The sequence below is a fragment of the Salinibaculum sp. SYNS191 genome, assembly GCF_037338445.1.
Lineage (GTDB): Archaea > Halobacteriota > Halobacteria > Halobacteriales > Haloarculaceae > Salinibaculum > Salinibaculum marinum.
Genome location: NZ_CP147838.1, coordinates 84,575 through 104,853 on the forward strand (window position 1 = coordinate 84,575; position 20,279 = coordinate 104,853).

Consider the following 20,279-nt stretch of genomic DNA (forward strand, 5'->3'; position numbering starts at 1 on the left):
GATTCTGCACTAGCTTATGACAGACGAGGTGAATCCGTTCGAGAGCCTCCAGGAGCAGATCGACGACGCAGCGGCGTTCCTCGACGCCGAGTCGGGCGTGCTCGAACGACTCAAACATCCCGAGCGGGTGCTGGAGACGAACCTCACCGTTGAGATGGACGACGGGTCCATCGAGGTGTTCAAGGCGTACCGGTCGCAGTTCAACGGCGACCGGGGACCGTACAAGGGCGGCATCCGCTACCATCCCGCCGTCGACAGGGCCGAAGTGAAGGCACTCTCCGGCTGGATGGTCTACAAGTGCGCCGCCGTCGGCATCCCCTACGGCGGGGGCAAGGGCGGCATCCGCATCAATCCCCGCGAGTACTCCGCCGCCGAACTCGAACGTGTGACGCGCTCGTTCGCGAAGGAACTCCGTCCCATCATCGGCGCCGACCGGGACATCCCCGCGCCCGACGTCAACACCGGGCAGCGCGAGATGAACTGGATAAAGGACACCTACGAGACGCTGGAGAACACGACCGAACCCGGCGTCATCACCGGCAAGGCCATCGAGAGCGGCGGGAGCGCGGGCCGGGTCGAGGCGACGGGCCGCTCGGTGATGCTCGTCGCCCGCGAGGCCTTCGACCATCTCGGCAAGGACATCGAGGACGCCACCGTCGCGGTGCAGGGGTACGGGAACGCCGGTTCCGTCGCCGCCAAACTCACCGAGGACCTCGGCGCGAACATCGTCGCCGTCTCTGATTCCTCGGGTGCCATCTACAACCCCGACGGGCTGGACGCCCGGGAAGCGAAGGACTTCAAGATAGACACCGGGACCGTCTCGGGCTTCGAGGGCGCGACCGAGGAGTTGACCAACGAGGACCTCCTGACGATGGACGTCGACCTGCTGATTCCGGCGGCCCTGGAGAACGCCATCGACGGCGACCTGGCAGCCGACGTGAGCGCCGACGTCATCGTCGAGGCCGCGAACGGACCGTTGACCCCCGACGCGGACGACGTGCTGGTCGAGCGCGACGTGGCCGTCTTCCCCGACATCCTCGCGAACGCGGGCGGGGTCACCGTCTCGTACTTTGAGTGGGTCCAGAACCGCCAGCGGTTCTCCTGGACCGAACAGCGCGTCAACGACGAACTCGAACGGGTCATCACCGAAGCCTTCGACGAACTGGTCAAGGCCTTCGAGAACAACGACGTGCCGAACTACCGGACGGCGATGTACGTCGTCGCCATCCGTCGGGTACTGCAGTCCGCCGAGGAAGCCGGCATCTGGCCCTGAGCGACGGGCGCGGCAGTCGCCGTGCCGACCGACCCCGGTGGAGTTTTCCTCGTGACGCCCCAACGACCCGACATGCAAACCTACGAGCGGTCGGTACGCGTCGAGGCTCCCTTCGATAGGGTCTGGGACTTTCACTCGACAGAGGACGGACTGGTCGCGCTGACCCCCGAGTTCATGAACCTCCGCATCGAGTCGGTCCGCGGCCCCGACGGGGAACCGGACCCGGAGGTGCTGGAGCCGGGGTCGGTCGTCGAGTCGTCGGTCCGCCCGTTCGGCGTCGGCCCCCGCCAGACCTGGGTGTCCGACATCGTGGCCCGCGGCCGCTCGGATGGTGCCGGGTACTTCCGCGACGACATGGCCGAGGGTCCGTTCCCGTCGTGGACGCACACGCACATGTTCTACGCCGACGGCGGTTCGACCATCGTCCGCGACAAGGTGGAGTACGAACTCCCGCTGGGGGGTGTCGGCCGCGCGCTGGGGCCGCTCGGGTTCGTCGGCTTCGAACCCATGTTCCGGTTCCGGCACCGGAAGACGAAGGAGTTGCTGGAGTAGACGCGGGCACACACGCGGGTAACACCGATAGGTCTGGATACGCAAGCGTGTGGTAATGAGTGACACAACTATCGACAGGCGGGCGCTGATGCGGGCCGGGGTGCTGGCGGTCGCCGGCGGCCTCGCGGGGTGTTCCGGCGGGGGAGACGGGACAGACGGGGATGGCGGCAGTGGCGATGGCAGTGAGGGCGAAACCACGAGCGAGATTGCCCTCCAGAACACGGCGTTCCAGCCGGTTCGGGCCTCGGTCGCCCCGGGGACGACGGTCACGTGGACGAACGAGGACAGTTTCGGCCACGACGTGACGGCGACGCAGTTCCACGACGGGGCGGCGGAGTGGTCGTTCGCGATGTCGGTGCCGGCCGGCGAGTCCGTCACACACACGTTCGAGAGCGCGGGCGCGTACGAGTACTTCTGTACGATTCACGGCGAGGCGTCGATGTGCGGCGTCGTCCTGGTCGGGGACGCATCGCTCGACGCGTCGCTGCCGTGCGAGGACGGGACAGCGGATGGTGGCGGCGGTATCTCGTACTGACTGGGACGGTCACTCGGCGACTTTCGATATCTCGCCTTTGAGCGCCGCCGCGTCGAAGTCGTGGTCCGGGCGGATGTTCACGAAGTCGAGGTAGCTGTCGGCGGCCAGCAGGACGTCCGCGTCGTAGAAGTCCGTCGCGGGCGCGACGGCCGCGCGGGCACCGACGAGCGGTTCCAGCGCCCCGAGCGCACAGGCGATGTCGTAGGCGCGGGCGTCGTCGATTGCGCCCTCGCGGACCTTCGTCGCGTCGATGAAGTAGAGTTCCCCGTCGACGACGAGGACGTTCTCCCCGCGGAGGTCACCGTGGACGAGGCCGTGGTCGTGCATGCGCGAGAGGGAGTCGAAGAGGGCGGGAAGCACCGCCTCGACCTCCTCGGGAGCGAGGTCGTCGAGGGACTGGAACTCGGGGAGGTACTCGAAGACGAGCACGCCGTAGCCGTCGTGGTCGAACGCCTCCAGCGGTTCGGGCGCGTTCACGCCGAACTCGCGCATCCGTCGGGTCGCTTCGAGTTCGTGTTCGGCCATCCCCAGTGGGGTCCCGAAGTGCTCGAAGAAGCCCTCAGACCCGCTGGAGAAGACCCCGAGGTTCCGGCCCGTCGTCAGCAGCGCGTGGACGAAGGAGTTCTGGGCGGTGATTATCTTCACGAACCACTGGTCGTTGACGACACAGGGGGTCGACAGCCAGTTGTCGGCGTCCAGCAACTCGACGGACCGCATCTCCTGACCGTACCTGCGGCTGACGTCCTCGGCAATGTCTTCCAGACGTCCACGGGGGACCTCGCCGCGGAGGAAGCGACGGATGGGCACACTGCTAGGGTCGGCCCCGGGGAGTATATCCTTTCGGCCAGAACCCACCCCGTGGTATTTGAGGGCGCACTCCATACAGACGGGCATGGATTTCACCCTCCCCGAGGAGCACCGGATGATGCGGGAGTCGGTCCGTGACTTCTGCGAGGCCGAAATCGCCCCCATCGCGCAGGACATCGAGGACGACCACCGCTTCCCCGCGGAGGTCTTCGACGCACTGGCCGACCTCGACGTGATGGGCGTCCCCATCGCCGAGGAGTGGGGCGGCCTGGGCGGGGACCAGTTGCTCTACGCGCTCGTCACGGAGGAACTGGGCCGCGTCTCCGGCAGCATCGGCCTCTCCTACGCCGCACACGTCTCGCTTGCTTCCAAACCCATCGAGTTGTTTGGGACAGACGAGCAGAGAGAGCGGTGGCTCCGCCCGCTCGCGGAGGGGGAGTACCTGGGCGCGTGGGCGCTGACCGAACCGGGGAGCGGCAGCGACGCCAGCGACATGGACACGACCGCCGAGCGCGACGGCGACGAGTGGGTCCTGAACGGCACCAAGCAGTTCATCACCAACGCCAACGTCGCCGGGTCGGTGCTGGTCAAGGCCGTCACCGACCCCGGTGCGGGCTACGACGGCATCTCGACGTTCATCGTCGACCCCGAGGCCGACGACGGCATGACGGTCACGAACGTCTGGGACAAGATGGGGCTGAACGCCTCGCCCACCTGCGAACTCCAGTTCGACGACTGCCGGCTGCCCGCCGACCGACTCCTGGGGGAGGAAGGCGACGGCTGGGAGCAGACGAAGAAGACGCTGGACGGCGGGCGCATCTCCATCGCGGCGCTGTCGGTCGGGCTGGCACAGGGCGCGTTCGAGGCGGCCCGCGAGTACGCCACCGAGCGCGAGCAGTTCGGCCAGCCCATCGGCAAGTTCGACGCCGTCCGTGACATGGTGGTCGGGATGGACCGGAAGATCGAGCGCGCCCGCCTGCTGACCCACAAGGCCGCGACGATGTACGACGACGGCGAGGACGTGCGCCGACTGTCCTCGCTGGCGAAACTTGACGCCTCGGAGATAGCCCGGGAAGTCGCGGAAGACGCCGTGCAGGTCCTCGGCGGCTACGGCTACACGACCGACTTCGCTCCCCAGCGGTTCTACCGCGACGCCAAACTGATGGAAATCGGGGAGGGGACCAGCGAGATTCAGCGGCTCGTCCTCGGGCGGGAACTCGGGTTGTAGGTCGAGCCCCGTAGAGGGTCGCTACCGACACGAGCGAGCGGAAGGGCGCAGTTCCGAGTTGTTTAAGTGGGCCTCGCCGTAAGTGTGGCCAAGATTGTTAGTATGCCCCTACAAACAAACCTCGCTGTCAGGAGGGTCCCATGAGTCTCGCCGACCGCATCGCCAGTGCGGTGACGAGACACTCGCGTATCGCCATCGTCGTGATGTTACTGCTCACCGTCGTGGTCGGTGCCGGCGCACCGATGGTCGAGAGTTCCTCGTCGCTGGACCAGTTCCAGACGGAGTCCGACGAGTCCAAGAAACTCGACTACATCGACGCGAACTTCTCGACCGGCGAGGACAACACGACGACGGCCCAGATTATCGTCAGGGGCGACAACGTCCTCTCCCGTGACGCGCTCATCTCGACGCTTGAGTTCGAACAGCGGCTGTACGACAACGAGACGATAAACGCGACGCTGGTCGACGACGGAGCGATATCCGGCGTCGCCAACGCCGTCGCGCGGACGGCCATCGCACAGGAGGAGGTCGCTGCCCTCCAGGAGCGGGCAGCCAACCTGAGCGAGGCACGCGCCGAACTCGAAGCCGAGCGGGCCGCCCTCGAAGCGCGCTCGCAGGCGCTCAACGAGACGGCCGCCCAGCTACGGGGTGGGCTCGCTGCGCTCCAGCAGGACCCGCAACTCGACCCGCGGACCGCCTTCGAGCAGGTCCAGGCCAACGAGACGTCGGCGAACGCGACGGTCACGCTGACCGACGACGACTACCAGGTCTTCGAGCGCGCCGCCCAGCAACTCCGCGCGGCCACACAGAGCGGCAACCAGACGGCCATCCAGTCCGCCTACGAACTCGGGACGCAGGTCGTCCTGGCCGACCGGTACCAGTCCCTCTCCGAGCGCGGCGACGAACTCGCCGACCGCGGCGAACGCCTCGGGGAGCGCGCCGACCAGCTCCAGGCCGACCGGGAGGCGCTGGAGGACGCCGAACCGCCGACGCTCGGCGAGCAGATAGCGCAACTGGAGTCGATGAACGAGAGCGAAGTCGAGGAGGCGGTCTCGGCACTGCTGAGCGAGAACGGTGACTCGAACGGTCCGCTCGGGTTGATGCCCAACACCTACGAGCCGGGTGCGACGACCGCCGGCTCGACGATGGTGTTCGTCACGCAGACGAGCGACGTCGCCACCGCCGCGCCCGGCACGGCGACCGACGAGAACATCGACGCCCAGCTCGCGATGCAGGACCTCGGCGACGCGGCCGACGACCTCCGGTACACGGTCTTCGGCGCGGGCGTCATCACTGAGGAGATAGACGCCTCCATGTCGGACAGCCTGACCATCGTCGGGCCGCTCGCGCTGCTTTTCGTCCTGGTCGCGCTCGTCGTCGCCTACCGCGACCCGCTGGACATCGTGCTCGGCCTGCTGGGCATCGCCGGCGTCCTGACCTGGACCTTCGGGTTCATGGGCTGGGCGGACATCGCCTTCAACCAGATTTTCGTCGCCGTGCCCGTCCTGCTCATCGGGCTCTCCATCGACTACGCCATCCACGTCTTCATGCGCCACCGCGAGGAGCGCCAGGAACTATCTGAAATGGCCGCCGACGGCGGCGATGAGGTCGACAGCGGCCCCCGCAACTCCATGCGCATCGCGCTGGGGGGCGTCGGCATCGCGCTGCTGTGGGTGACGGCGACGACGGTCATCGGCTTCCTCTCCAACCTGACGAGCCCGGTCCCGCCGATTCGGGACTTCGGCATCGTCTCCTCGGTCGGTATCCTGGCCGCGCTGTTCATCTTCGGCGTCCTCATTCCGGCGCTGAAGGTCGAACTCGACGAACTGCTCGAATCCTACGGCTTCGACCGCACGAAGCGTGCGTTCGGGACCGGCGGCGGCCGCTTCAGTTCCGTGCTGTCGGTCGGTGCGACGGTCGCCCGTCGTGCGCCCCACATCGTCATCCTGCTGGTCGTGCTCGTCAGCGTCGTCGGTGCCTACGGCGGCACCCAGGTCAGCACCGAGTTCCAGCAGGAGGACTTCCTCGCCGACGACCCGCCGGACTGGATGAAGGACCTGCCGGAGCCGTTCAAGCCCAGCGAGTACACCGCGAAGTCGACGCTGTCCTTCGTCAACGACCGGTTCATCCGCGAGGACTCCAACGCGGAGTTACTGATAGAGGGAGACGTAACACAATCCAATACGTTAGAACGGATAGCAGCGGCCCGGCAACTCGCCGGTGAGAAGAACGTCACCCAGACGCTGCCGAACGGCGAGCCCGCGCTGACGACCCCCGTGTCGGTCATGCGGGACGTGGCGGCGACCAACGAGACGTTCAACGCCACGTTCACCGCCGCTGACACCGACGGCGACGGCGTCCCCGACCAGAACGTCACCGCTGTCTACGACGGTCTGTTCGACGTCGCGCCGGACCGGGCCGGCCAGTACATCTACCGGACCGACGGCGGGTACGAGTCGCTGCGGATGACAGTCTCCATCGTCGGCGGAGCCAGCGGCGGCGACGTGACCGACCAGATGCGCGACGTGGCCGGCGACCTCACCGGCGACGGGCTGGAGACGACCGCCACCGGCACCGCGGTGCTGAACAAAATCGTCCAGGACCAGCTCCTGGAGACGGTCATCCAGAGTCTCATCATCTCGCTGCTCGCCGTCTTCCTGTTCCTGATGGCGACCTACAGGGTCAGCGACGGGAGCGCGTCGCTGGGTGCGGTGACGCTCCTCCCGGTCGCCTTCGCCGTCGCGTGGATTGTCGGCACGATGTACCTGCTCGACGTCCCCTTCAACGTCGTCACGGGGATGATTACCAGCCTGACCATCGGGCTGGGGGTGGCCTACAGCATCCACTTGAGCGAGCGGTACACACAGGAACTTGAGCGCAGCGAGACGGTCTGGGAGGCGATGCACACCGCGGTCACCGGCACCGGCGGGGCGTTGCTGGGCAGCGCCGCGACGACGGTCGGTGGCTTCGGCGTGCTCGTCTTCGCCATCCTCCCGCCGCTCCAGCAGTTCGGCCTCATCACCGGGCTGACCATCATCTACGCCTTCCTCGGCAGCGTGTTCGTCCTGCCGAGTCTGCTGGTGGTCTGGACGCGGTACTTCGGCCCGGACTGGGCCCGCGACCAGATTCGCAGCGACGGCGACGCGGACGGCCCCGACGGCGTCACGGTGACGAACGGTGACGCGCCGGCCGTGACGAACGGTCAGGGCGCGGGAAGCGTCGCCACCCGCACGGTCGACCACGAGCACGTCCGGCCGGGGCAGGACCTCACCGTCGAAGTCGCGCTGACGTCGGCCGACGGCAGGGTCGGCCTCCGGGAACACTTCGACGGCAACGAGGTGTCGGTGGTCTCCGTCGACCCCGAACCCGAGAGCGTGGCGACACACGGCGGCACGCTGTACGCGGTCTGGGACCTCGACGACGAACCGGTGCGCGTCACGTACACTGCGACGGTGCCACAGATGGCGACCGACGGCGAGGCATACACGTTCGAGGGGACCGTGCTGACGGCCGCCGCCGACCGCGAGGTGACCGGCGACGAGGTGGTCCGCGTCGTGGCCGACCTCTTCGAGCGCGTCGTGGCCCGCGGGACGGTCACGGCCGACGACCTCGCGGCGGCGGAGGAGCGCCTGGCCGCCGGCGAGTTGAGCGAGGCGCAGTTCGAGCGCATCTACCGGACCTGGCTCGGCGAGACGGAGGTGCTGGAGGCCGCACGGACCACGGGTGAGGACTGATGGACGACGACGAGGCCATCCAGGGGCTGAAGCGCCTGGGCCTGACGGGCTACGAGGCCCGCGTGTTCATCGGCCTCCAGAAACTCGGTAGCGGGACGGCGAGCGACATCAGCGACGTCACGGACGTCCCCCGGTCCCAGGTGTACGGCGCGGCGGAGAACCTGGAGGCCAGGGGCCTGGTCGAGACCCAGCAGTCCCGGCCGACGCTGTATCGCCCCGTGCCGCTGGAACGCGCGCGGACCCGCCTGCTCGACCAGCTCGCGGAGACCGGCGCGGAAACCTTCGAGTACCTGGACACGGTCCAGGAGACGGAGTCCGACGACGAGCGCAGCGAGGCCATCTGGCTCGTCCACGGCTCCGAGGCGGTCGCCTCGCGCACCAGCGAACTCGTCGAGGCGGCCGAGGTGTACCTGCTGTACGCCTGCTCGGAGACGTCGATGCTGGAAGAACCGGTGCGGGCGGCCCTGGCTGCGGCCGCGGACCGGGGGGTGGCCGTGGTCGTCGCGAGTGCCAATCCCGACGTGCGCGAGGCCGTCGGCGACGACTTCGAGACGGTGGCGGTGCCGGCCGAGCGCGACCCGGACGTGGGCGACGCGAGGGTCCTCATCGCCGACGACGAGACGATGCTGCTCTCGGTGTACTCCAGCGCGGACGTCACCGACGGGACCGAAGAGGTCGCCTTCTGGAGTTCCGAGACGGCCTTCGCGGCCGTGCTCGGGGGCTTTCTCGCCGAGTGGTTCCAGGTTCCCTCCCCGGAGCGGACGTAGGCCCCCGTCACCACGGCGGCGGGCGTCACGAGTCGAACCGCTGAAGCGGCCCGCACCCCACGCCCCGGTATGGGAACACCGCTGGCCGTCCGCGAGGAACAGACCGAGGAGGTCATCGAGCGACTGCACGAGGAGTACCCCGACACCACCATCTCGCTCGACTTCTCGACGCGGCTGGAACTACTTATCGCCGTCATCCTCTCCGCACAGTGCACCGACGAGCGCGTCAACTCGGTCACCGCGGAGCTCTTCGAGAAGTACCAGGGGCCGGAAGATTACGCCGAGGCCGACCAGGACGAACTGGCCGAGGACATCAGTTCCATCACGTACTACAACAACAAGGCCGGCTACATCCGCGACGCCTGCCGGAAGATAGTCGCGGAACACGACGGCGAGGTGCCGGACACGATGGCCGACCTCACGGACCTCCCCGGCGTCGGGCGAAAGACGGCCAACGTGGTCCTCCAGCACGGCCACGACGTGGTGGAGGGCATCGTGGTCGACACCCACGTCCAGCGGCTGTCGCGCCGCCTCGGACTCACAGAGCAGGAGCGTCCGGAGGCCATCGAGGAGGACCTCATGCCGGTCGTACCGGAGTCGGAGTGGCAGGACTTCACCCACCTGCTCATCAGTCACGGGCGGGCGGTCTGCACCGCGCGCAACCCGGACTGCGGGGAGTGCGCGCTCGCCGACATCTGCCCCTCCGAGAAGGGCGACGGGGACGTCGACCTCGCCAGCGGCGAGGAGTGGTGACTCACGACAGCACGTACTGGGTCAGGTACCGCAGGATGCCGACGGCGTAGGCGAGCAGCCAGAAGAACACGTAGCCGAAGACGCCGATGCGTAGCCTGCTCCGCCAGTGGTCGAAGTTCTCGGCCCCGATTTCGTCCAGCAGCACGTCCTCGTCGTAGTCGTGGTAGAGGTCGTGTTCGCGTTTCGCCCGGAGGATGCGGACGATGCCCGTCCCTGCGAAGGCCAGCATGGCGTAGGCCTGGAGCCCGAGGAACGCGTGGACCAGCGCGGCCCCGTCGAACTGGTCGAGGAGGCGGGGAATCATCCAGACGACCATCGGAATCGTCGTGAGCGCGAGCCCCGTCCCGATGAACTTCAGGTGGTGCATCAGCACGTCCCACGTCACCGGGTCCGTCTCGATGATGTAGTACGCGCCGTACAGGAAAAACGGGAAGCTCAGTGTGACGGCGATTGCTACGACTGTCGCTATCAGCGACTCCGTCGACCCCAGCATCAGCGACGCTTGGGAGCGAGCGCGCTAAAACGTGCCGAACACCGGACACGGCCGGCCCAGGCCAACAAACACAGTCGTGGGGAGCTCAGACGAGCCTGTCGGCGATACTCGCGGCGATCGGGATTCGCGGTGTCTTGCCCTGGTAGGCTCGAAACATGAGGTACAGCCAGAGCGCGAACGTCGCGAGACCGACCACAGACCACGCCAGCAGGAGCACCAGAGAGACGAGGCTGCCGACGAGGAACGCGCCGGTGCTCCCGGACACGACGAGCGCGCTCACCGCGGTGCCGACGAAACCGAGGACGACACTCGCAACGAACACCAGCCCGAAGACTGCGATGCTCTGGGCCGCGTGGAACCGGACGAACTGGTTGTCCTTCTCCACGACGAAGAAGACGAGTCCTGTTACGATTCCGAGCAGATAGCTCAATGCACCGGCGACATTTTCGTCGAGCCCGCTGCTGGTGTCTGTGGTCTCGACAGACGTACCAGCGTCGGGGACGGTCGTATCGCTATCCATTGGTTTAGTTGACAAGTGTTCTCACCGAAGACCCGCTACGCTGGACGAAAGCTTAAGTATATGTTCCGTTCGGAGAGCAGTTGCTCACCGGTACGTACTGGATGCCCTCGCACGGGGGTCTGCCCGTGCTATACCTCGTCTTCCTCGAGTTGCTCGTCGAGGAAGTCGTGGGCGTCCTCCAGTATCTCCCGGGGACCGTCTTGCGTGACAGTGTTGACGGCCTGCTCGTAGTCACGCCACTGCATGTCCCGGTGTTCGGCGGACAGTTCCGCCGACGCCTCGTAGGACTTGGCGATGAACAGGTGGACGGTCTTGTGAATCGTGTTGCCGTTGGCTTCGAACACGTAGTCGTAGTCTTTGCGGAAGCCATCTAGCAGCCGGAAGTCGTAGATTCCGGCCTCCTCTTTCACCTCGCGGATTGCGGTCTGCTGGAGTTCCTCGTCGCCCTCGACGCCACCCTTGGGGAATTCCCAGTCGCCGGGGCGGCTCTTCAGGAGGAGGTACTCCCGCCGACCACGAGTGTCGCGAAAGAGGATGGCTCCCGCGCTCGTGGCCTCTATCATTGCGAGTCACTACTCGGTCATGCGTTAAGTGGATGTCGGAGCACGTCCCAGGGCTGGCCGCCGAAGCGAATGGGTTTTGAGCCGTCGGCGTCCACCCAAGAGCATGCCGTTCGTGACGAAGCTTCGGCTGCAAAGTGGGGATAGAGCGGCGCTGGACGGCGTGGTGAGCGACATCAAGGAGACCGCCGCGCGCAAGGGGGCGGAGCTGAAGGGGCCACACCCGAAACCGCCGAACCGCCTCAGCGTCCCTCAGCACGCGGGCGTCCACACCGACGAGACCTTCGACCCCTGGGAGTACACCGTCTACACGCGCACCATCGAGATCGTCGGCCACGACGAGTTCGCGCGCGCCGTCGCGGAGTGGTCCTACCCCGACAGCGTCCACGTCACCGCGGAAGTCGAACAGCTCAGACAGACCGGCGACAACTGACTATAAGACCGTCGGCCGCCACGGTCCCCGCATGGCCGTCACGACTGACCCCGACTGGCTCAGAACACTGCGCAGAGACCTCCACCAGCGCCCGGAGCCCGCCTGGTGCGAGTTCTACACCACCGCCCGCATCGTCGAGGAGATAGAACGCATCGGCGTCGACCAGTTGTACGTCGGCCCGGACGCCATCGACACGGACGCCCGCCTCGGCGTCCCCTCCGACGACGAACTCGCCGAGTGGTACGACCGCGCGCTCGACGCTGGCGCGGACGAGGACGTTCTCGAACAGCTGGAAGGCGGCTACACCGGCGCAATCGCCGTCCTCGAACGCGGCGAGGGCCCGACCGTCGCGCTGCGCATCGACATCGACGGACTCCCCCGGGCGGAGAGCGACGCGCCGGACCACGAACCCGCCGCGGAGGGCTTTCGCTCGAAGAACGAGGGCGCGATGCACGCCTGCGGCCACGACGCCCACGCCGCGATGGGACTGGGCGTCCTGCAGGCGGTGAAAGACAGCGACTTCCGCGGGACGTTCAAGCTCGTCTGCCAGCCCGCTGAGGAGCGCATCGGCGGCGGCAAGGCAATCGCAGAGAGCGGCCACCTGGACGACGTCGACACGCTCATCGCCGTCCACATCGGACTGGACCACCCCACCGGCGAGGTCGTCGCGGGCGTGGACGGGTTCCTGGCAGTCGCCCACTTCGAGGCTCGCTTCGCCGGCGAACCGGCCCACGCCGGCGGTCACCCCAACCGCGGGCGCAACGCCGTCCAGGCGATGGCGACGGCCGTCCAGAACCTCTACGCGATTCCCCGCCACGAGGACGGCGCGACGCGGATCAACGCGGGCCGCGTCGGCGGCGGGACGGCGTCGAACATCATCCCTGAGGACGCCTTCATCGACGCCGAGGTCCGCGGCGAGACGACGGAACTGATGGAGTACGTCCGCGAGAAGGCCCACCAGGTCGTCGAGAGCGCCGCCGAGATGCACGGCTGTACCGTCGAGACGGAGACCGGCGGCGAGGCCCCCAGCGCCGAGAGCGACGAGGCCGTCGTCGAGCGCGTGCTGGCCGCGGCCGAGCAGACCGACGGCGTGGACTCGATTCTGCGACGCGACGACCTCGGCGGTAGCGAGGACGCGACCTACCTGATGCGACGGGTCCAGGAACACGGTGGCGACGCTGGCTACGTCGGCATCGGGACCGACCACCCCGGCGGCCACCACACGGCGACCTTCGACGTCGACGAGCGGTCGCTGGACATCGGTGTGGAGGTCCTCGGACGCGCCGTGCTGTCGGCCCTCGATGAGTAGTCAGGGGCCGCCCCAGCGGTAGAGAAAGCGGGACCCGCTGCCGGCGTCCCAGACGATGTCGACCGACGAGTCGGAGAGGTCGAGCGTTCCGCCGGACGCACACAGTTCCGCGGTGCCGTCGAAGTCGGTGTCCGGGCGAATCTGGACCGTCATTCCCGCCTTCATCTCTGATGTCGGGAGGTCGAAGTCCGCGTCGAGATTGAGCCGTTCCGTCTGCGTGTAGGTGGTGCCGCCGGCCCTGCACTTCGCGTTCGTGACGTCGAGGTACGCGTGCTCGGTCACCACGTTCTGCCCGCTCTCGTGTTTGAGCGTGACCGAGTCGTTGCCGCTGCCCCCGTGGTACTCGACGCTGAACTTCGCGGTCGGGGCCCCGTTCTCGACTCTGTCCGCGCCGAGTCCAATCATGAACGAGGCCGTTGTCGCCCCCAGCAACACCGTTATCGCGAGCAACAGCAGGATGCCCACGACGGGCGTGAGAGCGCGGTCCTCGTGCTGGCGTGCGTGCAACCCCATCATGGTACCCCATCCGGACCGGCGGCGTGCCAGTCGCCGGTCAGCCGAAACGATTTTCCTGGTCGTAAACTAACACGTAATCGAACTTAAGTCTGCCGTAGCTGTGCAATTTCCGGTCGGTTTACGTCGATGGAGTAGGGTCCAGACGGCAGGACGTGCCCAGAATCGGGTGGGGTTCAGACGTGAGAACGTGGCCAGAAGCGGGCTGAGTCCAGGCAGTTCGTTCCCGCGGTCAGTACTTGGCGTCCGCGCCGGTGACCTCGTAGACGCGGTCCATCAGGTCGTCGCGCTCGGACCGCCAGCGGTCGAAGCCGCTGGGGTCGCTCGGGTAGGTCTCGTAGTGGTCCAGCAGTTCGTCCGCGAGATTCTTCGTCTGGTAGAGGTCGTAGATGGTCTCCCAGTGGCCGAAGGACTTGATTGCGGTCTTGAGTTTCAGCCAGAGGCCGACGCTGGTCGACCCCTCGTACAGCGCCTCCGAGAGGTTCCGCACCGGGAGCGCGGCGAGCAGACCCATCAGGTCGTCCACGTCCGTCGCCGTCGTGAAGATGTTGTAGACGTCCAGCGCCGCGTAGCGCGCCCCGAAGTGGTCCATCACGCGCTCGTTGTACTCCCAGAGACGCGCCTCGCTCGGGTCGCCGTGCTCCAGTGCCTCGATTGCGGCCTCGCCGGCGTACTTGCCGGCGTAGGCGGCCCCCGCGATGCCGCCGCCGGTGGTGGGGTTGACGTGGCCCGCAGCGTCGCCGACGGCCATGTACCCCGGTGCCACGGCCGAGTCGTAGGGCCGGCGCGTCGGCAGTGCCGCGCCGAGTTTGTCGTCCACTGTCGCGCCCTCGAACTCCTCGCGCTCTCGGAGGTCGTCGCGCAGGTCGTCCACGAGGTGCATCGGCTCCTCGGTCATCTGGAAGCCCAGGCCGACGTTTATCTCCGTCTCGGTCCGCGGGAAGTACCAGAGGTACCCCGCCGCGCGCTCGGTCGGTTTGAACACGAGCGCGTCGGACCACTCGACGGGTTCGTCGACGGTGACGACCTCGCGGTAGGCCGAGCAAAACTGCGAGTACTGGACGTTCGTGTCGAAGGTGGCCTCCGAGAAGTCGGTCTTGTCCTGGAGCAGGGACAGCGACCCAGCGGCGTCGACGACGAGGTCCGCGTCGTACTCGACGGCGTCGCCCTCGCGAATCGCCGTCAGCCCCTCGACGCGGCCGTCGTCGGCCTGGGTGACCTCCTTGACGACGGTGTCGAAGTGAATCTCCGCGCCAGCGTCGACGGCGCCCTCGATGAGGAGGCGGCCGTACTCCCAGCGGTCGATGACGGCGAGTTCGCCGGGGACCGGGATGTCGACGGCGGTGTCGAGCTGGGGGATCTCGAAGCGGCCGTGGTCGACGTCGGTGTTGGTGAAGGCGGGCTCTATCTGGGATTTGGGGATGGCGTCGGGGAAGTCGCTGGCCCCCTTGAGGGCGTCGCCACAGGCGATGTGGCCGGCCTCCTCCTCGTCCTTGCGCTCGGCGACGACGACGTCGTACCCGGCGTTCGCGAGCGTCGCTGCGGCGTAACAGCCGGACGTGCCCGCACCGACGACTGCGACGTCCACCTCGTGGGTAGTCATGTCACTCTGTCCAGGCGCGAGCGGCAAAACTCTTTATTTACGGGGTGTGCCCGCTCCGCCGAGATAAAGAGTTTAGTCGGGAACCGTCGTACCGCTGGCCATGACGGAGCACACCGTGTCGTTCGTCGGGACGGGCGAGGAGATTACCGTCGCCGAGACGGAGACGATTCTGAGCCGCTGCATTGAGGAGGGCATCGCCCAGGAGTACTCCTGCCGCGTCGGGATGTGTCTGGCCTGCTCGGCGAAGATAGTCTCCGGCGAGGTGACACAGCCGGCCGCCCGCGGTCTGACCGACGCGGAGCGCGAGGAGTACGCGCTCACCTGCATGGCGCGGCCGCAGTCTGACCTCGAACTCGACCGCGGGAAGTACCCGCCGAGCATCGAGCCCGAGGTGGCGAGCGAGCAGGGCAGCCAGAACAGCACCGCGGCGGCGGACGACTAGTCAGTCGTCGGCCGCCTCGACGGACCCGGTCCCGACGTTCGACTCGTGTGCTCTGGCGCGTTCGCGCATCCGCTCGGAGATACCGGGGGCGTCCGCGCGTGAGAGTTCTCCCGCCGCTTCGAGTTCCTCCAGCGACATCGGGAACTTCCGGAGGCCGTAGTGGATGTCGATACCCGCGCGCGCGCCCTCGCCCATGGCGGTCGGGACCTGGTTGTGGCCGGGCGTCACGTCGCCGACGGCGTAGACGCCCTCGACGCTGGTGTTCCCGTGGTCGTCGACGGCGACGGTGCCGTCGTCGTTGATGTCACAGTCCAGTTGCTCGGCGAGGCCGGTGTTGTAGTTCGAGCCGTACATCGCGAAGCCGCCGCGGTACTCCCGCCGGGTGCCGTCCTCGAAGGTCATCGCTTCGAGCCAGCCGTCCTCGTCGTTCTCGATGCCGGTGACCTCCTCGTCGACGACGTCGACCGGGTGGGCACGGAGCTGTCGCCCCACGTCCTCGTCCCAGGTCGGCTCGTCGCCGTTGAGCAGGACGTCCACCTCGTCGGTGAAGTTCAGCATAATCATGGCGACGTAGGCGGCGCTGTTGCCCGTCCCCATCACGTAGACGGGGGCATCGACGAACATGTAGGCGTCACAGTGCAGGCAGTAGTGCAGCCCGCGAGCGGTCCGCGGGGCGGGCGGGTTGGGGTGTCCGTCGCTGAATCCTGTCGCCAGCACGACGCGGTCGGTGAGAATGGTCACGTCGTTGCCCTCCAGGCGGAAGCGGCCGTCGTCGGTCCGCTCGGCGTCGGTCACGAAGTCCCGGTAGTGGTCCGCACCGTAGCTCTTGACCTGTTCCAGGCCGGTCTGCAGGAACTCCTTGCCGTGGGTCTCCTCGGTGACCCCGATGACGTTGTGCGTGTCTGCCATCATCGCCGCGCGGCCGCCGCCGCGGTCGACGAGCGCGGTGTCGTGTCCCAGTCGGGTCGTGTACAGTGCTGTCGTCAGGCCGGCCGGGCCGCCGCCCACGACCGTTACCTGGTACTCCTGCGGCTCACTCATGTCACTTCCATCTATACACCTGGTCGTATTTCAACCTCTGGTACCCGGACCGAAGGCGGGACCTGCTGGCCCTTCCGCGACGACGCTGCGGCCGTCCTGGTCGACCAGCCCGTAGCTGTCTGGTAACAAACTGATAATCAAGTGGACAGACATCAGAAGGATAGCCCATATATGCTTGGGTCACGTAGAGAATCACGACACCGGCGTCAGCGGACGGCGCACCACTCAAACTATGACCAGCCGCGTATACAGACTCCACTCGACACTGGAACTGCCGCTCGACGACGTGTACGAGTACTTCGATTCCCCGGAGCTGCCGCCGGAAATCGAAGACGTCGATATCACACGTCGAAACAATACGCTCATTATCAGCGCAGTTCCGGCCGACGACAGCATCAGCAAGTACACGCCGACCGCACAGCTCAAGGCCAGCGTCACCGAGAACCGGGTCTACGAGGAAGACCCGGAGGAACAGGAGGGGGCGGGACCACCGACCGGCCGACCCAACGGCGGCACACCGCAGTGGGGGGCGTTCGAAGAAGAGGAAGAGGAAATCGAGTCCGAACTCGTCGAGTACGCCTGCTTCAAGGGCGACCGCGAGACCGTGCTCCAGAACACTGCGCTCCAGTTCCCGATGTTCCAGGTTCTCTGTGAGGTCGCCCTGAACGCGGAGAAGGGCGCGCTCACCGCAATCGCGGCCGTCGACGAGGAACTCGAAGCCTTCCGCATCGTCGACGGCGAGCGACAGGCCGCGTCCATCACCGTCACCGAGGACCCCACCGACGACGAGGGCGTCGACGGGGTCAACTGGCGCGACAACAAGTTCATCAGCGACTGATTCTTCGCGGCTGCTTCAGCTATCGTCTCTACAGCCACCCGACAGTGCTCGAACCGCTCGTTCCGACACGCTCTGACGCGCCGAAGCTAGCCGAGACGCTGTTTCCGTACCCTTGCCACGGACCGAACGCGAGCGACGGCCGGGCCGGTCGTCTCTCAGCGGTCCGACGAGTCGGCGGTCCGCGACGATGCGCTACCCTCCCCTGTCGGTTGCTCGTCCGCGCCCGACCCACCCGCGACCCGCTCGGCGACCAGTTCCGCACCCGGGTCGAGCGTGGAGTACAGACGGGCAGCGACGACGGCAACGGCAGGCAGGGCCGCCAGCAGGAAGGCCACGTCGTACAGCCAGACCGCCTCGTCGAGGACGGGCGTCACGAGACCGGCCAGTCCGCTGTGGGCGACCAGCACGGCCGCGAGGACCACCAGCCAGTAGACGACCGACGCGACGTTCTCGACGAGCACTCTGGGGCCGTCGAGTCCCATCCGCGCGAGCGAGGCGAGTTTCGGTGCCGCAGACAGCAGCAGCGTCACGAGCACCACCGTCACGACGGCGCTCGCGAGCGCGGCGAACGTGACGGGCGTCTGCGGCACGAGTCTGTCGATGCCCGGTACCAGCGTCACCAGGTACAGGACGAACACGAGCGAGACGCCGGCGAGCAGGACCTTGCTCGCCGACCGCACCGTCTCGCGGTCGAGCGAATCCGAGATTGTCGTACTGGTCATGATTGCGACCGGGTCCAGGGACCAGTCGAACTAATACGCCCGAGACGGTCACTGCGATTTGACCCCGATTAAGCCCAGTAAAGCCGAATTAGGACGATTCTGGAAGCGTACGACGGTCTCCGAGAGGTAGGTCCCACCGCCCGCTCGGCGAATCCCGAAAAGCACTTACGACGCAGTATAATTATATCTCATTACATCATGTCGACCAACGCCGAGTTCCCAGAGTACCTGGACGTCAACTACGATGAGGGGGACGGCGAGGAGCCGGCCGACTACCCCAGTATCGAGGAGAAAATCGAGAAGGCTATCGAGGTCACCCGACAGGGCCTCGAACAGTACGAGAACCCTGTCGTGATGTGGACCGGCGGGAAGGACTCGACGCTCACGCTGTACTTCATCAAGGAGGTCGCCGAGCAGTTCGACCTCGAAGTGCCGCCGGCCGTCTTCATCGACCACTTCCAGCACTTCGACGAGATTCACGGCTTCGTCGACCACTGGGCCGACGAGTGGGACCTGGAGGTCATCTACGCACAGAACGACGACGTCGGCGACTACGTCGAGGAACACGGCCTCGAACCCGGCGACGACATCCCCATCGAGGACCTCTCGGAGCACAACCAGCACCACGTCCGCAACATCCTCGAATACGAGGAGGACACCTTCCCGTTCCTGCTCGATACCTACGTGGGCAACCACCTGCTGAAGACCGTCGCGCTCAACGCCACGCTGGAGGAGTACGACGTCGACGGCGTCATCTCCGGCGTCCGCTGGGACGAACAGGAGGCCCGCGCCGACGAGACCTTCTTCTCGCCGCGCCACGACCCCGACATCTACCCCCCGCACGACCGCATCCAGCCCATCCTCCAGTTCGCCGAACCCGATGTCTGGGAGACCTTCTGGGGCTTCGTCGTGCCCGAGACGGTCGAGGGCTACCCCGACGACGGCTACGTCCCGACCGGTGCCGACGACCTGCCCAACGACCTCACCCAGGACGACATCCCGGTCAGCCCGAAGTACTTCGCCGGGTTCCGCTCGCTGGGTAGTGAGATTTCGACCGACAAGTCCGCCGAGGAGCCCGCCTGGCTCCAGGACATGGCCAACACGACCGAGCGCGCCGGCCGCGCCCAGGACAAAGAGGACCTGATGGAGCGCCTGCGCGACCTCGGGTATATGTAGGGGACCCCACTTTTTGCTTCGTCGGGTGTCGCACCGCGGTGGTTCGAGAGAGCGAAGCTCTCTCGTCATCACGAAAGGCGCTTGCGCCTTTCGAACGACTTCGCCGCGGGCGCACCGCTCCTCGCAAAAACTTGGGGAAAAAGGCCGCTCACGCTCGGTAGAGCGTTCGCGGGGAACCGCGCTCGCGTTGCTCGCGCGGATGCTCGCGGCATACCTGCCCTTCCCTGGATTCGCGCGCCCTCGCTGTCGCTCGGGACGCGCTCCCGGCCACAGCCGCGTTCTACCGCGGCACCCGGATTTTTCACCCTATCCCGCCTCGGGACGAGTATGGCGCTCTCGGAGACCCAGAAGCAGACCCTCATGCACGTCGCCCAGAGCGAGAAGTACGCCTCGCCCGGGTCGAAATCCAACCGCGGGGCGGTGTGGATGGCTAACCAGAGTCACCGCGGGGTCGAACAGGTCCAGCGGACCCTCGACAGCCTCGACACGCTCGGTCTCATCGAACAGGACGGCACCGGGCCGTCACTGACCGAGAAGGGCCGAAGGGCACTCACAGACGGAACAGCGGACCTGTCCTTCGACCGGAATCCATCCTCCGTCGAACGGGAACTGTTGGCGGAACTCGAAGCGGAGCGTGAGTCGGGGTCCGACGGCCTCCTCTCGCGGCTGCGCGGGCTGTTCGGGTAGCGCTACTCCTCTATCTGGTCGATGAGCGCCTCCAGCGTGCCGATGTGGTCCTCGAACTTCTCGCGGCCCTCGTCGGTGAGTTCGTAAGTCGTCTGCGGCTTCCGGTCCACGAACTGTTTCTCGACGCGGACGGCACCGGCATCTTCCATCTTCTGGAGGTGGCTGGAGAGGTTGCCCTCCGTGACGTCCAGTGCCTCGGTCAGGTCGGGGAAGCGGGTCTCGCCGTGCCGGTAGAGGTAGGCGAAGATTTGCAGCCGCGTCGGCTGGTGGACGAGTTTGTCGAAGTCCATGTT

The 20,279-nt window shown here is 66.8% G+C and carries 22 protein-coding genes; 13 read left to right on the plus strand and 9 right to left on the minus strand.

The features are described 5' to 3' along the window. Window positions 1-16 precede the first annotated feature (16 nt). The 3 genes from WDJ57_RS00445 to WDJ57_RS00455 all read left to right on the plus strand — a co-directional run bounded on the left by WDJ57_RS00445 (window position 17) and on the right by WDJ57_RS00455 (window position 2,360). On the plus strand, window positions 17-1,273 hold the full coding sequence (locus WDJ57_RS00445; RefSeq protein ID WP_338902912.1) for a Glu/Leu/Phe/Val family dehydrogenase: 1,257 nt from the start codon (window positions 17-19) through the stop codon (window positions 1,271-1,273). Between the two features lie 72 nt (window positions 1,274-1,345). Beyond that, window positions 1,346-1,825 (plus strand): SRPBCC family protein, encoded by a 480-nt coding sequence (locus WDJ57_RS00450; RefSeq protein WP_338902913.1) that lies wholly within the window; start codon window positions 1,346-1,348, stop codon window positions 1,823-1,825. 55 nt (window positions 1,826-1,880) lie between these two features. Next, complete coding sequence (locus WDJ57_RS00455) at window positions 1,881-2,360, plus strand: cupredoxin domain-containing protein (protein WP_338902914.1); 480 nt, start codon at window positions 1,881-1,883, stop codon at window positions 2,358-2,360. Window positions 2,361-2,369: 9 nt separating this feature from the next. Here WDJ57_RS00455 and WDJ57_RS00460 read toward each other — a convergent pair whose 3' ends face one another. Beyond that, window positions 2,370-3,167, minus strand: coding sequence for an RIO1 family regulatory kinase/ATPase (locus tag WDJ57_RS00460; protein WP_338902915.1), 798 nt, complete (start codon window positions 3,165-3,167; stop codon window positions 2,370-2,372). Window positions 3,168-3,252: 85 nt separating this feature from the next. On the opposite strand from WDJ57_RS00460, the gene WDJ57_RS00465 reads away from it, so the two are divergent. The 4 genes from WDJ57_RS00465 to nth all read left to right on the plus strand — a co-directional run bounded on the left by WDJ57_RS00465 (window position 3,253) and on the right by nth (window position 9,649). After that, window positions 3,253-4,395, plus strand: a complete 1,143-nt coding sequence (locus tag WDJ57_RS00465) for an acyl-CoA dehydrogenase family protein (RefSeq protein ID WP_338902916.1) — start codon at window positions 3,253-3,255, stop codon at window positions 4,393-4,395. A gap of 140 nt (window positions 4,396-4,535) precedes the next feature. Next, the gene (locus tag WDJ57_RS00470; RefSeq protein WP_338902917.1) at window positions 4,536-8,129 is read left to right on the plus strand and encodes an MMPL family transporter; all 3,594 of its coding nucleotides are present in this window, start codon (window positions 4,536-4,538) and stop codon (window positions 8,127-8,129) included. Continuing rightward, window positions 8,129-8,896: a TrmB family transcriptional regulator gene (locus WDJ57_RS00475; protein ID WP_338902919.1), complete on the plus strand. Its 768-nt coding sequence runs from the start codon at window positions 8,129-8,131 to the stop codon at window positions 8,894-8,896. The genes WDJ57_RS00470 and WDJ57_RS00475 overlap by 1 nt, the downstream gene beginning before the upstream one ends. Window positions 8,897-8,965: 69 nt before the next feature. Then, complete coding sequence (gene nth, locus WDJ57_RS00480) at window positions 8,966-9,649, plus strand: endonuclease III (RefSeq protein WP_338902920.1); 684 nt, start codon at window positions 8,966-8,968, stop codon at window positions 9,647-9,649. 1 nt (window position 9,650) lies between these two features. Here the strand turns inward: nth and WDJ57_RS00485 are convergent, their stop codons facing one another. The 3 genes from WDJ57_RS00485 to WDJ57_RS00495 all read right to left on the minus strand — a co-directional run bounded on the left by WDJ57_RS00485 (window position 9,651) and on the right by WDJ57_RS00495 (window position 11,225). Then, entirely contained in the window at window positions 9,651-10,142 is a 492-nt protein-coding gene (locus tag WDJ57_RS00485; RefSeq protein WP_338902922.1) for a DUF7321 family protein, read from the minus strand. An 85-nt stretch (window positions 10,143-10,227) separates the two neighbouring features. Beyond that, a complete protein-coding gene (locus WDJ57_RS00490; RefSeq protein ID WP_338902924.1) occupies window positions 10,228-10,662 on the minus strand; it encodes a DUF4870 domain-containing protein in 435 nt (144 codons plus the stop codon). A 128-nt stretch (window positions 10,663-10,790) separates the two neighbouring features. Next, entirely contained in the window at window positions 10,791-11,225 is a 435-nt protein-coding gene (locus tag WDJ57_RS00495) for a bis(5'-nucleosyl)-tetraphosphatase (RefSeq protein ID WP_338902925.1), read from the minus strand. A gap of 103 nt (window positions 11,226-11,328) precedes the next feature. Here WDJ57_RS00495 and WDJ57_RS00500 point away from each other — a divergent pair, with 103 nt between their 5' ends. Beyond that, entirely contained in the window at window positions 11,329-11,655 is a 327-nt protein-coding gene (locus WDJ57_RS00500; RefSeq protein ID WP_338902926.1) for an uS10/mL48 family ribosomal protein, read from the plus strand. A gap of 31 nt (window positions 11,656-11,686) precedes the next feature. Then, window positions 11,687-12,964, plus strand: coding sequence for an amidohydrolase (locus WDJ57_RS00505; RefSeq protein ID WP_338902927.1), 1,278 nt, complete (start codon window positions 11,687-11,689; stop codon window positions 12,962-12,964). On the opposite strand, the gene WDJ57_RS00510 is transcribed toward WDJ57_RS00505, so the two are convergent. Next, window positions 12,965-13,480, minus strand: a complete 516-nt coding sequence (locus tag WDJ57_RS00510; protein ID WP_338902928.1) for a type IV pilin — start codon at window positions 13,478-13,480, stop codon at window positions 12,965-12,967. A gap of 229 nt (window positions 13,481-13,709) precedes the next feature. Then, a complete protein-coding gene (locus tag WDJ57_RS00515; protein WP_338902929.1) occupies window positions 13,710-15,080 on the minus strand; it encodes a geranylgeranyl reductase family protein in 1,371 nt (456 codons plus the stop codon). A gap of 100 nt (window positions 15,081-15,180) precedes the next feature. Between WDJ57_RS00515 and WDJ57_RS00520 the strand changes: the two genes are divergently transcribed. Further along, window positions 15,181-15,522 carry a 2Fe-2S iron-sulfur cluster-binding protein gene (locus tag WDJ57_RS00520; RefSeq protein WP_338902931.1) on the plus strand — a complete coding sequence of 114 codons (342 nt, stop codon included), beginning with the start codon at window positions 15,181-15,183 and terminating at the stop codon, window positions 15,520-15,522. On the opposite strand, the gene WDJ57_RS00525 is transcribed toward WDJ57_RS00520, so the two are convergent. Further along, on the minus strand, window positions 15,523-16,563 hold the full coding sequence (locus WDJ57_RS00525; RefSeq protein WP_338902932.1) for an NAD(P)/FAD-dependent oxidoreductase: 1,041 nt from the start codon (window positions 16,561-16,563) through the stop codon (window positions 15,523-15,525). 232 nt (window positions 16,564-16,795) lie between these two features. On the opposite strand from WDJ57_RS00525, the gene WDJ57_RS00530 reads away from it, so the two are divergent. Next, window positions 16,796-17,401 (plus strand): DUF7110 family protein, encoded by a 606-nt coding sequence (locus WDJ57_RS00530; RefSeq protein ID WP_338902934.1) that lies wholly within the window; start codon window positions 16,796-16,798, stop codon window positions 17,399-17,401. A 155-nt stretch (window positions 17,402-17,556) separates the two neighbouring features. Here WDJ57_RS00530 and WDJ57_RS00535 read toward each other — a convergent pair whose 3' ends face one another. Continuing rightward, window positions 17,557-18,123 (minus strand): hypothetical protein, encoded by a 567-nt coding sequence (locus tag WDJ57_RS00535; protein WP_338902935.1) that lies wholly within the window; start codon window positions 18,121-18,123, stop codon window positions 17,557-17,559. Between the two features lie 198 nt (window positions 18,124-18,321). Between WDJ57_RS00535 and WDJ57_RS00540 the strand changes: the two genes are divergently transcribed. Both WDJ57_RS00540 and WDJ57_RS00545 read left to right on the plus strand, forming a co-directional pair. Continuing rightward, a complete protein-coding gene (locus WDJ57_RS00540) occupies window positions 18,322-19,299 on the plus strand; it encodes a phosphoadenosine phosphosulfate reductase family protein (protein ID WP_338902937.1) in 978 nt (325 codons plus the stop codon). 327 nt (window positions 19,300-19,626) lie between these two features. Continuing rightward, window positions 19,627-19,986: a hypothetical protein gene (locus WDJ57_RS00545; protein ID WP_338902938.1), complete on the plus strand. Its 360-nt coding sequence runs from the start codon at window positions 19,627-19,629 to the stop codon at window positions 19,984-19,986. Window positions 19,987-19,988: 2 nt separating this feature from the next. Here the strand turns inward: WDJ57_RS00545 and WDJ57_RS00550 are convergent, their stop codons facing one another. Beyond that, on the minus strand, window positions 19,989-20,276 hold the full coding sequence (locus WDJ57_RS00550; RefSeq protein ID WP_338902939.1) for a winged helix-turn-helix domain-containing protein: 288 nt from the start codon (window positions 20,274-20,276) through the stop codon (window positions 19,989-19,991). Between the last annotated feature and the right edge of the window lie 3 nt (window positions 20,277-20,279).